Origin of the sequence: Sphingomonas populi (assembly GCF_004208535.1) — a bacterium.
Taxonomy (GTDB): domain Bacteria; phylum Pseudomonadota; class Alphaproteobacteria; order Sphingomonadales; family Sphingomonadaceae; genus Sphingomonas; species Sphingomonas populi.
Genome location: NZ_SGIS01000036.1, coordinates 14,603 through 29,901, shown reverse-complemented (window position 1 = coordinate 29,901; position 15,299 = coordinate 14,603). Strand labels below are relative to the sequence as shown.

The following is a 15,299-nucleotide window of genomic DNA, read 5'->3' as shown; positions in this document are numbered from 1 at the left end:
GCGCCTGATCCACAAACGTTATGCTGGATCGGCGCCCCATGCGCGGCATCCGAGCTTACCCATTACATAGCCAAAGCGGCCCGGTCAGGCAATTCGAATACGCGTGCGGCGTTTAATCCTCTTGGGGCTGCGCGTTTCCACCGATGGCCCACTCGCCACCATCAGCGCGGCGAACACGGCGAGCAGGATCGCGATCGTCGTCGTGCGGACCGGATAATCGAAGGTCGAGTGAAGCAGGATCGCGGCGACGGCGACGCTCGCCGCGCAGCGGATCGGCCGGTCGGGCGCGTCGGCGTCGAACCACGCGGCGATGCCGGCCCAGCCCAGCCACGCCAGCGCGGCGAGCAGCAGCAGCGCGCCGGGCACGCCATATTCGAGCAGGATTTCGAGATAATCGTCATGCGCGTGGTTGATGAAATAGGGCCGCATGTCGTCGACCGGCTCGACCATCGCATAGACCGGGCGGAAGGTGGCCGGGCCGCTGCCGAACGGCAGGAAGCGCGGAACCGCCGACGCCGTCAGCCGCGCGAACTCGATACGGTCCGAATCGACCACGCCCTCGGTCTGCACGCGCGTGGCCAATTTGCTGCCGACCGAACTATAGGCGAGCCCGCCGACCACCGCGACCAGGGCGAGGCAGATCGCGCCCCATAGCAGCAGCGTCGGTACGGTGCCGGCTGCGGTGCTGCGGCGGCTGGGCGGCATGATGCGGGCGAGCAAGGCGCAGCCGACCAGCACCGGCACCGCCAGCACCAGCCCGGCGCGCGCGCTGGTCGCGACCAAGGCGACGATCGCCAGCCCGAACAGGGTCGCGCCGCCGAGCGCCAGCCCGCGTGCCTCATCGCCGCGTTCGCGGAACCATGCCAGCGCGCCGGCGGCGGCGAGCGGCAGCGTACACAGCATCAGCGTCGCCATATGGTTGCGGTTGGGGAAGAAGCCGAGCGCGCCGTTGATGCTGGAGATGTCGTAGAAATGCAGCGCGCGCGACGCGCCGCCCGGCACCTGCGCGAAGCCGACCATGATCGCGATCAGCGTCACCGCGAGGAAGCCGTAGAGCAACGCCCAGCGCTGTACCGTGGTCAATCGCACCGCGATCAGGAACATCACGATCGGCGCGAGCAGGTGCAGCGCGGTAAGCACGCCGACCCCATCCCGCAGGCCCAGGCCGTGCCACGGCGGTACGATGCCGGCGAGCGCATAGGTGCGCAGCGCGAGGTCGCGGCCCGGCACGCTCGACCAAATCGCCGGCGGCAGCGGCACCGAATAGAGCAAGGGCAAAGCGGCGATGGCGAGCATCAGCCAGACGGCGATTCGCGCCGCGCCTTCGGGCAAAGCGATCCGCTTGCGGATGACGAGCCAGGTCAGGATGCCGAGCGCAGCGAGCTGGACCAGCAGATTGCCAACCGACGGCCGCGACGACCCGCCGAGGATGATGCCGGCGGCGAGCAGCAGCAGCGCAGCCACGAAGTCCGGGGCGAACAGTCCGGCCGCCCGCGCGCGTTCACGGAGCTCGTCCATTCAAAGGGTCTCGCGATCGGGCATGAGACCACTTCTCACGTTCGCTTTTTTTGTTCAAGACGCTCGCGCATGGATGTCGGCACGCAATGGCAGCGGCGCTTCGTGCCAATATCGAACACGACGATGGGTAGGATGCACCTTGAACCCGAATCGCGAGGACCCAGTCGTTGGCGGTGATCTTGATGGGAACGGGCGGTTCTTCGGGCCGCACACTGGCGGCGCTGGCGGCGGCGCTGGCGCAATACTTGCCGGACCAGCCGATTCGCTTCGTCGATACCCAGCCGTTCAATCTGCGCACCGGCGGCATCACCGGCTATGACGGCCCCGGCGCGATTCTGCGCGCGCACCCCGATGCGTGCGGGCTGAAACGTTATACGGCGAGCTGGTCGGCGAACATGGTGCTGAACGGCGGGCAAAGGGTGTACCGCCGAATGATCGACTATGCCGCCGGGCTGATCGGCGCGGACGCCGATGTGGTCGTCACCTGCCACGACCGCATCTACATCGAGACGGCGATGCTGGCGGCGGCGCGGCGCCAGGGCGCGGCGACGGTGCTGCTTCAGGAGGGGCCGTTCTGTGCGATCGGGCATGGCGCGCCGCGATCGGGGCTGTTGCGCGCCAAGGCGCTGGCGGCGCCGCTGGCGACGCGGCTGCTGCGCGTGCTGCCGCCGATGCCCGATTACGGCATGGCCGGGCACGACCGCGTAATCGCCGCCTCCGATTCGTACCGGGCGCGGTGGATCGCGGCGGGGCTTGCGCCCGAGACGGTGGTGGTCGGGGGTATCCCGCGCTTCGATCCGCTCGCCTCGCTGCGCGGGCGGGCGGGGGATGCCGGGCCGCTGCGGGTGTTGTACCTCGTCCAGCCGTTCGCGGCGCATGGCAAGGTCGATGCGGCGGCGGCGTATGGGGTTCAGCGCGTGCTGGCGGAGGGGCTGAACGCTGCCGCCGCCGCGCGGCCGCTCGCGCTGACGATTCGGTCGCACCCGCGCTCTTCGGGGGACGATGCGGCGGTGCTGCGGGCTGCGTTGAGGTTTGCGGTAACCGAGGATCGCGGCGCGGCACCGCTCGAAGCGGTGCTGCCCGAGGTCGATCTGGTGATCGGCCATTATTCGAGCGGTATGCTCGAGGCGTTGCTGGCGAATCGGCCGGTGGTGTGCGTGCCGGTCCCCACCACCGCCTTCGCCGAGGCGGCCGAGGCCGACAAGCAGCGCTGGCTGACCGGGATCGGCATTCCGGTCGCCGCCACCGCCGAGGCGATCGCCGACGTGCTGGTGCAGGCGGACGGGGTGCCGGCGACGGTTGATTGGGGCAAGGTCGGCGACGAGGTCGGCACCGTCGATGGCCATGCGGCGGCGCGGTGCGCTGGGCTGATCGCGGAGGTGGTGGCGAATCGGGCCGGCGTTACGCGCGGGTCTCGATGAAGTGCTTCAGCGCGATGCCGTTATCCGCCACTGCGACCGGGTTCGCCGACCAGCCGCGTAGCACGCGCGCCATCCGCTTCAGCCCGAACAGCCCCGGCAGGAACAGGCTGCGCTCGTAGCGGCCGAGGTCGATCAGCCCGGTCGAGACCGCCGCCGCATAGGCGGTGTAGCGATAGTGCGCGGCGTGCGCGATCAGCCCTTCGGGATTGGGTTCGAGCGTGATCGCGGTGCCGGCGAGGCTGCGCTCCAGCCGGGCGATATCCTCGCGCGGGTGCGGCAGGTAGCGGACCGGGCAGGGGCTGGCCGCCGCGATTTCCGCCAGCGCGGTGCGGAAGCGGGCTTCGCCGACGATGCGATCCTCGACCAGTGGGGAGCCGATCAGCAGCAATTCGTCGCGCGCGGTCGTGGGTTCGGCGGGTGTACGCAGCACGAGGTTGCGCCGTTCGAAGCGGTCGCGCACCGTCACCGTGCTGCGGTCGATCCGCCGCCGCGTGATGTGGCGCGGATAGAAGCCCGCCGCCGCCTGCACGAGCCCGCGCGCCGCGTACCAACGGTTCGAGGTGAGATCGACGTAGTGCGACAGCCCATCCTCCCACAGTTCGATCGCGCCAAGGCCCGGCAGCGTCTGCAGGAAGCGTTCTAGCGGTTCGCCTTCGAGGAACAGGATCGTGCGCGCGAATCGGTAGGGCGCGAGCAGCGCCGCGACCGCCGGATAATAGCCACGGTTGGCGCGGCGCGCGGCGGTGAACGTCGCGAGACTGCGTCCCGGCAGAGTCTCGCGGCCGAGATACAGCAAGCGCCCGGCGAAATGGCGTTCGAGCGGGCCGCGCATCGCTTCGTCGCGGAACAGCACGACATCGGGGTCTGCGGCATTATCGAGCAGGAACTGGAGGTGCAGCCGCGAGCGCGGCAGCGCCGCGACGGGGCCGGCGGGATCAGCCACGCGCGAGATGCCCGCCGGCTTCGAGCAGATCGGCAAGCAGCCGAATCGCGCCGCGCCCGCCATCGGCGTCGAGCACCAAAGCCGCCGCCGCCAGCGCGCGCGGATGCGCGTCCTGCGGCGCGACCGCGCAACCGACCGCCGCCATGCATTCGAGATCGTTGACGTCGTTGCCGACATAGACCGTTCCGGCCGGGTCGATCGCGTTCTCGGCGAGCCAGGTTTGCAGCACCGCGAGCTTGCCCTCGATGCCGTGATGATAGGGCAATCGCAGCTTGCGGCAGCGCGCGGCGACGACCGGGTTGGTCTCCTTCGAGATCACCAGCATCGGCAGACCGGCGGCACGCAGCCGCTCGATGCCCATGCCGTCGCGGCGCGAACACACCACGCTCTCCTCGCCACTTTCGCTGACGAAGACGCGATCGTCGGTGAGCACGCCGTCGAAATCCATCACCAGCGCCGAGACGCGGGTGGGCAGGCCAGGCGCGCGCGCGGTGAGTCGCGCGATGCGTTCCTCGGCGATTCGGAAATCCTCCGGCTCGTCGATTTCGAGCCGGCGTTCGACCGGCGTGTCGAACAGCACGGTCTTGCCGAAGAAGCGGTGGCGCGCGGCGCGGAAGCCGGCGGTCTTCATCACGTAGACCGCGCCGGTTTCGAGATATTCGGGCGTGCGCTGCTGGCGCATCAGCCGCACGCTCTTGTCGTGGTTGATGCCGTGCGCGCCGGCTTCGTCCTCGGCCCATAGGAAATAATGAAATGTCGTCACCGCGAGCGCGCTGTCGGCGTGCGCGTCGATCAGCGCGGCGATCGTGCCGTCGATATCCTCGGGCGCGGTGAGCGGCGAGGTACATTGCAGGAAGACGAGCAGATCGGGTTCGTAGCCCTCGTCCGCACGCAACACGTCGAGCGTGTGGAGCAGCGCGGCTTCCGACGAGGCGGTATCGGTGGCGAGTTCGGCGGGGCGGCGTACCACCTCGGCGCCGTGGTGTAGCGCGACGCTCGCGATCTCGTCGTCGTCGGTGCTCACCACCACGCGGCTGACGCGCGATGCCGCACATGCAGCATATATGGTATGCGCGATCAGCGGCGTGCCGCCGAGCGGCAGTACGTTCTTGCGCGGAATGCCCTTGGAGCCGCCGCGCGCGGGGATGATCGCGAGTGTCTGCAACGCCAAACTCCTTGGAAACACCGCATCGTAAGCCCGAAGTCCGCGACAAGGCGAACGTGAACGACGGCAGCTTTACCCGATCTCGACCATAACGATATGCTTCGCCGTGTTGTTTCCTATTGCTGATCGGGACGGGCGAGTGCTACCGATATTTTGTGCATGGGCAACATGACGGGGATGCTAGACCTCGTCAGTTGAAAAGCGGGGCTATTGGTGATGCGATCGGGCAGTGTGTGTTTGCCGACCAATAAAGCCATGCTTGGTGCGCTGGCTTTGAGTCTCGTCGGTCTGTCCAGCGGATGTGCGACGCACAGCGCGATCCGCGACGGCACAGCGACGGCGGTCGTGCCAGTCACGACCTTGCCCGAACCCGATCCACGCAATGCGATCGGCGATATCGCCCCGGCGTATTATATCGCGCCGCAGGACAAGCTTGACATTGCGGTGTACCAATTCCCGGAACTGACCAAGATCGTCACGGTCGATCAGGCCGGGCAGATCGCCTTGCCGTTTGTCGGCCAGGTGCTGGCTGGCGGCCACACTCCGGCCGAGGTTCGTGCCGAGATCGCCTCGCGGCTTGGCCAGTCGGTCATGCACCATCCCGACGTGACGGTGGCGGTTTCCGAATCGGTCGGCCAGCGGCTCACCGTCGAGGGCGCGGTCAACCAGCCGGGCGTCTATCCGGTACAGGGCAAGAGCAGCCTTCTGCAGGCGATCGCGCAGGCGAAAGGCACCGACAACGTGGCCAACGAGCATATCGTCGCCGTCTTCCGCACGATCAACAACCAGAAAAACGCAGCGGTCTTCGACGTGACGATGATCCGTGATGGGCGGATGGCCGATCCGGTTCTGTATGGCAACGACACGGTCGTGGTCGAGCGATCCGCCGGAAAGGTGCTGCTGCAGAATCTGTACAAGGGCGTGGTGCCGGTGCTCGGCGTGTTCCGCGCGGCAGACGTGGCAAACCGTTTCTGATGACCCTGCAGGTTCACCTTCGGCTCGAGATTTGGCGAACGATTCATGAATGAACGCACCTCCGCGATGGAACCGGCACCCGGCGATGTCTGGCAGGATGACGGCGCGCGCGGCGCGGCGGCACGGCCGTGGCAGGCGATCGGTGGAGTCGGTGCGGGCGCGAGCAACGGCTTGCAGAACTTCATCGCGGTGGTGCTCAAGCGGCGCTGGCTGATCCTCGGCATCACGCTCGCGGCGCTGGTGATCGCGCTGCTGTTCACGGTGTTCTCGCCGCCGGTCTATATCGCCCGCGCCACCTTCCAGGTGCAGCGCGAGGCGCCGCGCGTCGTCGATACGCAAGGCGCGAACACCGCGCAGAGCACGGAAAACGACCAGGCGTTCCTCAACACGCAATTCGCGCTGATGACCAGCCGCGTGACCGCGCAGGGCATCGTCCGCCGCCTCAACCTCGCGACCAACCGCGATTTCATCGGCAGCGGAACGTTCGGCGGGGTTTTCCAGAACGAATCGACGCCGAGCCCGGCCGCGCTGCAGCAGGCGTTCGACGCCGCGACGGCGAAGGTCATGCAGAACCTCACCGCGACCCAATATGGCACGTCGCTGCTGGTCCAGGTCCAGTATGAGGATCGCAACCCGCAGATGGCGGCAGCGATCGCCAACGCGGCGATCGACGAGTTCATCCAGGATTCGATCGAGCGCCAGTTCCTGTCGTCGAAATATGCCGGGGACTTCGTCGGTCGCCGGCTGCTCGAACTCAAGGCCAAGCTCGAAAAGTCCGAGCGGGATCTGGTCGATTACGCCTCGCACGAAAAGATCATCAGCGTCACCGACGCGGGCAAGCCCGGCGCGCAGGCGCAGTCGCTCGATTCGGCGTCGCTCAACGTCATCAACACCGCCGCCGTCACCGCGAAGGCGCAGCGTGTCGATGCCGAGGCCGCCTGGCAGCTCGCGCAGACGTCAAACGCCGGCGCGCTCGCGCAATCCACCAACGATGCCCAGCTCAACGAGCTGGCCGGCAAGCTGTCGACGTTGCAAAGCGACTATCAGCAGAAGGCGCAGACCTTCAAACCGAACTTCCCGGCGATGGTCGAGCTGCGTGCGCAGATGGGCGCGATCCAGAAGCAAATGGATGCGCAGCGCGGCAAGCTGCTCCAGGTCGTGAAGGGCAATTACCAGCTCGCGCTCGATAAGGAAAAGGCGCTCGACGACCAGCTCGCCAAGGCAACCAGCCAGGTGCTCGACGTCCAGTCGCGCAGCATCCAGTATATGATCCTGCAGCGCGAGGTGGATACCAACCGCGCGCTGTATGACGCACTGCTTTCGCGCTACAAGGAAATCGGCGTCTCGGGCGGCAGTAGCTCGAACAACGTGTCGATCATCGACCGCGCACGCGCGCCCGGTTCGCCGGCGTGGCCGATCCTGTGGCTCAACCTGCTGATCGCGCTGGTCGGCGGTCTCGCCATCGGTCTGGGCGTGGCCTTCCTCCTCGACTTCCTCGACGACACCTTCAAGATGCCCGAAGATGTCGAGACCAATCTCGGCCTGCCGTTGCTCGGCATGATCCCCAGGCTCGACGAGGACGAGACTCCGATCGGCGAACTCGCCAAGGCGCGGTCGAGCTTCGTCGAGGCGTATTTCGCCGCGCGCACCGCATTGCAGCTCGCAGGGGCGAACGGTGCGCCCAAATCCTTGCTCGTCACCAGTGCGAACCCCAACGAGGGCAAGACCACGACGGCGATCTCGCTCGCGCAGAGTTTCGCCGAACAGGGCAAGCGCGTGTTGCTGGTCGATGCCGACATGCGGCGACCGTCGCTTCACAAGATGCTCGGCTTCAACAACGGCGACGGCTTCGCCAACGCGCTCAACGGTGAGCGGCGCGCCGCTGACGTGATCGTCCATGACAGCCACGGCTTCGACGTGCTGCCGAGCGGACCGATCTCGCCCAACCCGGCGCGGCTGTTGAGCGGGGGCCTGCGCGGGCTGCTCGCCGATCTCGAATCGCGCTATGACATGGTGATCTTCGACGGTCCGCCGATCGTTGGCCTCGCCGACGTGCCGATCCTGTCGGCGGCGATCGAAGAGACGGTGCTGGTGATCCAGGCGCGCAAGAGCCGGCGCCGCGTGGTGATGTCGGCACTGCGCCGGTTGCGGTCGAGCCGCAGCTCGATCGTCGGCGTGATCCTCACCAAGTTCGATCACCGCTCGGCCGATTATGCGTACACCTACGCCTATTCGAGCTATTATTACAGCTACGGGGACGGCAAGGCCGCCTGATGCCGCAGGTCCGTACCCGGACCCGCCGCGTTCCGACGCGCGCCGAGCGGGTGAGGGCGGGCGTACTGATCGGCGTGGCGGTGCTGGCCGGGGCTGGCATCACCGCGGTCGATTTCGCGGCGGACGCATCGGTGGTTCCCGAGGTCGCGACGCAGGCCGATCCGCGCAACAGTGACGTACTGGCCAATCTGGCGGAAAACACCGCCAAAATCGACCTCGATGCCGCCCACGCTTTTGCGCTGCGTGCGATCGCCAGCAATCCCCTCGACGACCGCGCGCTCGTCATCGCCGCGCTGGCGCGGACCTCGACCAACGAGATCGCGCGTGCCGACGGGCTGTTCGGTCTCGTTACCAAGCTGACGCGCCGCCAGCCGCTCGCCGAGACGTGGATGTTCGATCTGTCTGCCAGCCGCGGCGATTATGGGGCGGCAATCGACCATGCCGATGCGGCCTTGCGCCTTCACACCGCCGCCGACGCCGACGTGATGCCGGTGATGGTCCAAATCACCAGCACGGCCGGCGCACTCCCGGCGCTGGCCCGCAAGCTGGCGACGATGCCGCCGTGGCGCGCAGATTTCTTTCGGGCGTTGGCGAGATCAAAAGTGGGCAACGGCGTCGCGCTGATCGCCGCGCTCAAACAGGCCGGCGACCATACCGCCCCGGTCGAGGTGGCATCGATGGCAAGCCAGCAGATCGCCGCCGGCAGCACCGCGAATGCGCGTGCGGTGTGGCTGAAGGGATTCGGATCGCCGCTGCCGCCGCTGCTCTCGCCCAATTTCGAATCGATGGTGCAGTACGGCGATTTCGGCTGGTCGTTCGGTGCGCGCGGCGGCGCGCAGATCGTCGCGCGTGGCGATGCCGTCGATGGCAAGAGCGGCCACGCGCTTGAGGTCCAGCCCTCCCGCACCGGCAAGCGGCCGATCCCGGTCGCCCAGCAGGCCATGCTGCTAGATCACGGCGGGCATAAGGTGACGTTCGAAGGGCGCAGCGTCGGCGGCACCCAGTCGGTCGCGTCGGTAGTGGTGCGCTGCGCCGGCACCGATCAGGAACTCGGCCGCGCGGCGGCGCCGGCGGGGCAGCGCTGGGCGCCCGCCGGCTTCGGCTTCTTCGTGCCGGCGACCGACTGCCCGATCCAGAAGCTGGTGATCGAGGCGGTGCCGAACTTCACGCAGGGCGGCAGCCCGACGCTGATCGACACGTTCCGCGTCGAATAGGCGTTAGCCGAGCGCCCGGTCGAACAGCTTCGCCAGCCTGAGTCCACCGCGTTCGACCTCCAGCCGCGCGACCGGCACGAGCCGTTCGATCGTCGCATCGTCGAGCGTGACGCGCGGCGGCGTCGGCGCACACGGATCGCCATTGAGCGCGCTGGCGTAGGTCTGGTCGCGTGCGACCTGCCAGCTTTCGCGGCTCCAGTCGGTCACGCTGCCGGCGGCGAGCTCCGCGCGGACCTGCGCGGGGTAGCGCCGGACAAGCGACGGGCCGGTCGTGATCGCGCGCTCGGCGAGATAGCCGTCCCAGATCGAATGGAGGTTGAGCCGGGGCGGGCCGTAGCGCCCGTAGGTCGCCTTGACGTCGTTGCCGCCCTTGTCACCCTTTTCGCCGGCGTGCAGCGGCTGGTGGAGATCGCCGGTGAAGTGGATCAGGAAGACGAGCGCCTGAACGCGGTCCTTGAGCGGCGCGTGGCGGTCGCGCAGCGTCTTCACGTCGCGCTCGATCTGCGCGGAGACGCAATTGCCGTCCTTGCAGGCTTCGGTCAGGCTGAACGGCGCGCAGATGTTCACGTCCTGGAAGTGCCAGGTATAGGCGTAGCCGAAGCGGGATTTGCCATCGGCGTCCTTGAGCGGCTTGACGCAATCGGCCCAGGTGCTCGCGCCTTCGATCGTGGTGGCCTTGCATTCGGGCGTGCCGAGCAGATCGCTGTGCGCGAGCAGCCGCCGCACTTCGGCGCGGGCGCGGGGCGAGGCGTTGGCATAGCCGATCTTCGCGATCGTCTCGTGGCCGAACTCCCAATAGGCGCTGGCAGGGGCGGCGGCGCTGGCGAGCGCGGCGGCGGCGAGATACGCGAGGGTACGAATCATGTCAGCGTCATACGGACATCCGTTCTCCCGCGAAAGCGGGAGTCCAGAGCCCCGAACGCAGCGCTTGTGGCTCTGGGCCCCCGCTTTCGCGGGGGAACGGTTGTGCCACCTCCGTCACCCCAGCGCACGCTGGGGTCTTTCCGGGGAGGTCGTACCGCTTCCTCGCGGGGAGACCCCAGCTTTCGCTGGGGTGACGATGCGAAGGAGCGTCACTCGTCGTCGAAGACGCCGACCTCCGCCGCCTGGTCTGCGGTGACGCGGCCACGGTACATGCCCTTGGTGGAGAACCGCCAGAACGGCGCTCCGTCCAGCGGCATCACGATCACGCCGCCGGTGCCGCCCATCGCGGTGATCTCGGCGAGTACGGTTTCGGTCGCTGTGGCGGCGTCCTCGCCGGCGAGGCGGATGCGCGCGGCGATTTCGTGTGCGCAAGACGTGCGGATGAAGAACTCGCCCGATCCGGTCGCGGAGACGGCGCAGGCGCGGTCGTCGGCGTAGGTGCCGGCGCCGATCAGCGGTGAATCGCCGATCCGGCCCCAGCGCTTGCCGGTGACGCCGCCGGTCGAGGTCGCGGCGGCGAGGCCCCCGGCCGCATCGCGCGCCACCGCGCCGACCGTGCCGAACTTCATCTCGACATCGAACGCGCCGTCCGGCTTGGCGCGCATGATCTCGAGTTGCGCGCGGCGTTCGGGCAGGATCAGCCAGTCCTGTGTCGCTGGTTCGAGACCGTGCGCGACCGCGAAGGCATCCGCGCCGGCGCCGCCGAGCAGGACGTGCGGGCTTTGCTCCATCACCGCGCGCGCGAGGCTGACCGGGTGGCGCGTCGCGGTGACGCCCGCGACCGCGCCGGCCTTGCGGGTCGCGCCGTGCATGATCGCGGCGTCGAGTTCGGCGACGCCGTCATAGCTGAGTGCGGCGCCGCGCCCGGCGTTGAACTCGGGCGCGTCTTCCAGCACGCGCACCGCCGCTTCGACCGCGTCGAGCGCCGCGCCGCCCTCCACCAGCACCGCTTCGCCGGCGGCGAGCGCCTGTGCCAGCGCATCGCGCGCGCCGGCCGGGCCGGGGTTGGCGCGCGTCATGCTGCCCGCGCCGCCGTGGATCGCCAGTGCCCATGTCATGCCGGTATCTCCCGATTGTGCCGCCGGAGGCCGATCAGCGGGCGCAGCCAGTCGATCTCGCGGCCGACCAGATAGAAGGCCCAGCAGCCCGCCACCGTCGCGGGCAGCAGTATCGCGAATTCGAGGAGCGGCGGCGCGTGCAGCGGCAGCAGCCAATATTCAACCAGCACGATGATGGTCTGGTGGACGATGTAGAAGGGGAACACCGCCTCGGTCAGCGTGCGGCGCCAGGGCGTATCGTAGTTCCAGAAGCGATCAGCAAAGCCCGCCAGCGCGATCACCGCGCACCAGCCCTGCACCACGCGCGCGGTCGCGAAAGTGACGCCCCACGGATCGGCGGGCATGGTGTTGCCGGGCCAGCGCCACTCGATCGCGGCGACCACGCCATAGGCGAGCAGCGCGACCACGCCGGCCGGCTTCCACCACCGCCCGATCGCCGCCATCGCCCGCTCCGATCGCGCCAGCGCGAAGCCGAACAGGAAGCCGGGGAAATAATGGAGATGCGCGACGCCGTCGTGGAGCGGATCATGCGTCTCGCGCGCGCCGGGCAGCAGCATGTCGACGCCGAGCAACCACACGATCGGCACGATCACGATCAGCACGCTTCCGAACAGCCAGTCGAAGCCGCGTTGCGCGCGCAGCCATCCGCCGAGCGCGATCAGCACCGTCAGCGCGAGCGTGTAGCACCACAGATAGCCCACAAACCACAGATGCTGCCACGTCGGCAGCGCGATGCCGTGGAGGCGGTGGAAGCGGAAATAGTCGTACAGCCAGAACCAGCCGAAATCGTGCGGGTAATGGTATTTGACGGCGAGTTCGATCCACGGCTGCACCGGCACCACGAAGATCACGCCGAACACCAGCGGGATCAGCAAGCGCCGGCTGCGCGAGGCGATGAAGCTGCCGAGAGTCGCGCCTTTCGACAGCAATGCGCGGCTGGCGTAGCCCGAGATTACGAACAGCAGCATCAGCCGCCAACTGTTCGCCGCCATCATCGGGATCGCCACCCAATCGATCGGGTGCGCGGTCTTAACGTGGAAATCCCACGGCACGAACACCATGCCGATATGGTAGAGGATCAGCAGCGCGAACGCGCCGACCCGCAACCAATCCATGCCATAATGCCGTTCCATCGTCGCTCTCTATGGCTGTGCGCGCCGCAACACCACCCCCGGCCCCGCCCGATCACGATGATGTTTCTGGAGGATTGCCGATCATGCTAGGGCCGACCGCAAAGGGGCGGACATGCGATTCAGACGGGTGATCGGGACGATAAGCGTGGCTGCGGCCGCGCTGTTGGCGGGCGGAGAGGCGTATCCACAAGTCTTCGGCGCGTTCGGCGTTTCCAACGACAGCCAGCCGCCCGTGACGCCGTTCGACCCGGCCCGCACGCCGCCCGCGCCCGATTATGCCGAACGCTCGGAATGGGTGTCGCTGCCCGACATGCGCGATCCGGCTGACGATACGCCGACCGGCGTGCGCGCGATCGACCAGCGCCGCGCCAAGGTTGCGGTGTTCTTCCTCTATCCGACCTCGTTCACCAGCGGCGAACAGTGGAACGCCGATACGCGCGACGCCGATCTCAACGCGCGCGTCGCCGGCACCTCGATCCGCGATCAGGCGAGCGTGTTCAACGGCTGCTGCGCGATCTACGCGCCGCGCTACCGCCAGATGACGCTCGGCGGCTATGTGCGGTGGAGCGAGAACAGCGTGCGCGCCACCGAAGTCGCCTATTCGGACGTGGCGCGCGCGTTCCGCCAGTTTCTCGTGTGGAATCGCGGGCGGCCATTCATTCTCGCCGGGCACAGCCAGGGCTCGCGGCAGGGGCGGTTGCTGATCGAGCGCGAGATCGACGGGCGGCCGGCGGCGCGCCAGATGATCGCCGCCTATCTGATCGGCACCTGGATCGAGCGCGACTGGTTCCGCGCGCTGCGCACCACGCGGCCGTGCGCGCGCGCCGACGATACCGGCTGCGTGGTCGCCTGGTCGACCTATGCGCAGGGCCGCAACGCGACCGCGCAGCGAATCCTCGTCGCGCGCCAATCGGGCTTTCCGGTCGAGGTGATGAGCGGGCCGCATGTCTGCATCAACCCGCTCGACTGGTCGACCGGGAGCGAGACCGCGCCGGCGCGGCTCAACAAGGGCGCGTGGCTGCACGGCGGCGGCGCGCTGCCCCGCCCGATCGAGCCGGGGCTGGTGTCGGCGCGCTGCGAGGATGGCGCATTGTATATCTCGCCACCAGGGAAGCCGTTCGCGGACATGGTGATTCCGGTCGGGAATTATCACAAGGTCGATTACAACGTCGCGTATATGAACCTGCGCGAGAATGCGGGGGTGCGGGCTGCGGCGTTTTTGCGGCAGGTACGCCCCCTGCCGGCGGCAGTGATACGGTTGCGCGCCTCCCAAAGCCGTCATGCCAGCATAAGCTGGCATCTCTCCGGGGCGGTCGCTGCGTTCGCCCCCTCAAGACCCCAGCTTACGCTGGGGTGACGCGGCGGGTGCGGGGGGAGGTTCACCTTCTCCCCACAAACCGCTATATGCGCAGCCGAACCTCCGAGGAATCTCTCCCATGTCCCTCCGCCCGTGGCGCGATATCACCCGTCGTCAGAGCCGCCAGATCATGGTCGGCAACGTTCCCGTCGGCGGCGACGCGCCGGTGACCGTGCAGACCATGACCAACACGCCGACCAGCGACGTGAAGGCGACGGTCGACCAGATCCGCCGCTGCGAGGAAGCCGGCGTCGACATCATCCGCGTCTCCTGCCCGGACGTGGAGAGCACCGCCGCCTTGAAGCAGATCGTGCGCGCCAGCCGCGTGCCGATCGTCGCGGACATCCATTTCCACTATAAGCGCGCGCTCGAAGCCGCCGATGCCGGCGCTGCCTGCCTGCGGATCAACCCCGGCAACATCGGCTCGTCGGACCGTGTGCGTGAAGTCGTCAACGCCGCCAAGGCCAATGGCTGCGCGATCCGTATCGGCGTCAACGCCGGGTCGCTGGAGAAGGATCTGCTCGAGAAATACGGCGAGCCGTGCCCGGATGCGTTGGTCGAATCGGCGCTCGACCATATCAAGCTGCTCCAGGACCATGATTTCCACGAATATAAGGTCGCGGTGAAGGCCTCCGACCTGTTCCTTGCGGTCGCCGCTTACCAGCAGCTCGCCGAGGCGGTGGATTGCCCGCTGCACCTCGGCATCACCGAGGCGGGCGGGTTCGTCGGCGGGACGGTCAAGTCGGCGATCGGGATCGGCTCGCTGCTGTGGTACGGCATCGGCGATACGTTGCGCGTCTCGCTCTCGGCAGAGCCGGAAGAGGAAGTGCGCGTCGGCTTCGAGATCCTCAAGAGCCTCGGCATCCGCAACCGCGGCGTGCGCGTGGTGTCGTGCCCGTCGTGCGCGCGGCAGGGGTTCGACGTGATCCGCACCGTCGAGGCGCTCGAATCGCGACTCCAGCATATCCGCACGCCGCTGTCGCTGTCGGTGCTCGGCTGCGTCGTCAACGGCCCCGGCGAAGCGCGCGAGACCGACATCGGCCTCACCGGCGGCGGTAACGGCAAGCATATGGTGTATCTGTCGGGCATCACCGACCACACCATCGGCGATGCCGACATGCTCGACCATATCGTCAAGCTGGTCGAGGCCAAGGCGGCCGAGATCGAGGCGGCGAGTGTGCCGGTGGCTGTGGCGGCGGAGTAAGGACTGTTGGGGGATGGTGGTTAACCCACCATCGTCGCCCCGGCGCAGGCCGGGGCCGGGGGGGGGGGGGGCGCCGGGGGGGGGAAATAAGGCGCGGGCCCCCGCCGGGCCCG

12 protein-coding genes are annotated in these 15,299 nt (G+C 68.1%); 6 read left to right on the top strand and 6 right to left on the bottom strand.

Features of this window, described 5'->3' with window-relative positions:
* Nucleotides 1-84: 84 nt before the first annotated feature.
* Entirely contained in the window at nt 85-1,518 is a 1,434-nt protein-coding gene (locus EWE75_RS19075; protein ID WP_130159698.1) for an O-antigen ligase family protein, read from the bottom strand.
* Nucleotides 1,519-1,685: 167 nt separating this feature from the next.
* Between EWE75_RS19075 and EWE75_RS19070 the strand changes: the two genes are divergently transcribed.
* Nucleotides 1,686-2,939: a hypothetical protein gene (locus tag EWE75_RS19070; RefSeq protein ID WP_130159697.1), complete on the top strand. Its 1,254-nt coding sequence runs from the start codon at nt 1,686-1,688 to the stop codon at nt 2,937-2,939.
* Here the strand turns inward: EWE75_RS19070 and EWE75_RS19065 are convergent.
* Together EWE75_RS19065 and EWE75_RS19060 are read right to left on the bottom strand one after the other, a co-directional pair.
* Nucleotides 2,920-3,882, bottom strand: a complete 963-nt coding sequence (locus tag EWE75_RS19065) for a hypothetical protein (RefSeq protein ID WP_130159696.1) — start codon at nt 3,880-3,882, stop codon at nt 2,920-2,922. The genes EWE75_RS19070 and EWE75_RS19065 overlap by 20 nt on opposite strands.
* Nucleotides 3,875-5,047: an acylneuraminate cytidylyltransferase gene (locus tag EWE75_RS19060; RefSeq protein ID WP_130159695.1), complete on the bottom strand. Its 1,173-nt coding sequence runs from the start codon at nt 5,045-5,047 to the stop codon at nt 3,875-3,877. The genes EWE75_RS19065 and EWE75_RS19060 overlap by 8 nt, the downstream gene beginning before the upstream one ends.
* A 237-nt stretch (nt 5,048-5,284) precedes the next feature.
* On the opposite strand from EWE75_RS19060, the gene EWE75_RS19055 reads away from it, so the two are divergent.
* From EWE75_RS19055 to EWE75_RS19045, 3 genes are read left to right on the top strand one after another with little or no spacing between them, the layout of a single operon-like run.
* Entirely contained in the window at nt 5,285-6,022 is a 738-nt protein-coding gene (locus EWE75_RS19055; protein ID WP_165388445.1) for a polysaccharide biosynthesis/export family protein, read from the top strand.
* Nucleotides 6,023-6,067: 45 nt separating this feature from the next.
* On the top strand, nt 6,068-8,296 hold the full coding sequence (locus EWE75_RS19050; protein ID WP_130159693.1) for a GumC family protein: 2,229 nt from the start codon (nt 6,068-6,070) through the stop codon (nt 8,294-8,296).
* Nucleotides 8,296-9,510 carry a tetratricopeptide repeat protein gene (locus tag EWE75_RS19045; RefSeq protein ID WP_130159692.1) on the top strand — a complete coding sequence of 405 codons (1,215 nt, stop codon included), beginning with the start codon at nt 8,296-8,298 and terminating at the stop codon, nt 9,508-9,510. The genes EWE75_RS19050 and EWE75_RS19045 overlap by 1 nt, the downstream gene beginning before the upstream one ends.
* Nucleotides 9,511-9,513: 3 nt before the next feature.
* Here EWE75_RS19045 and EWE75_RS19040 read toward each other — a convergent pair whose 3' ends face one another.
* From EWE75_RS19040 to EWE75_RS19030, 3 genes are all read right to left on the bottom strand, one after another.
* Complete coding sequence (locus EWE75_RS19040) at nt 9,514-10,374, bottom strand: S1/P1 nuclease (protein WP_130159691.1); 861 nt, start codon at nt 10,372-10,374, stop codon at nt 9,514-9,516.
* Between the two features lie 209 nt (nt 10,375-10,583).
* Nucleotides 10,584-11,492, bottom strand: coding sequence for an isoaspartyl peptidase/L-asparaginase family protein (locus EWE75_RS19035; protein WP_130159690.1), 909 nt, complete (start codon nt 11,490-11,492; stop codon nt 10,584-10,586).
* Nucleotides 11,489-12,625 (bottom strand): acyltransferase family protein, encoded by a 1,137-nt coding sequence (locus EWE75_RS19030; RefSeq protein ID WP_130159689.1) that lies wholly within the window; start codon nt 12,623-12,625, stop codon nt 11,489-11,491. The genes EWE75_RS19035 and EWE75_RS19030 overlap by 4 nt, the downstream gene beginning before the upstream one ends.
* A gap of 112 nt (nt 12,626-12,737) precedes the next feature.
* On the opposite strand from EWE75_RS19030, the gene EWE75_RS19025 reads away from it, so the two are divergent.
* Both EWE75_RS19025 and ispG read left to right on the top strand, forming a co-directional pair.
* Nucleotides 12,738-13,982, top strand: coding sequence for a DUF3089 domain-containing protein (locus EWE75_RS19025; protein WP_130159688.1), 1,245 nt, complete (start codon nt 12,738-12,740; stop codon nt 13,980-13,982).
* Between the two features lie 79 nt (nt 13,983-14,061).
* Complete coding sequence (ispG, locus tag EWE75_RS19020) at nt 14,062-15,186, top strand: flavodoxin-dependent (E)-4-hydroxy-3-methylbut-2-enyl-diphosphate synthase (protein ID WP_130159687.1); 1,125 nt, start codon at nt 14,062-14,064, stop codon at nt 15,184-15,186.
* Nucleotides 15,187-15,299 lie beyond the last annotated feature (113 nt).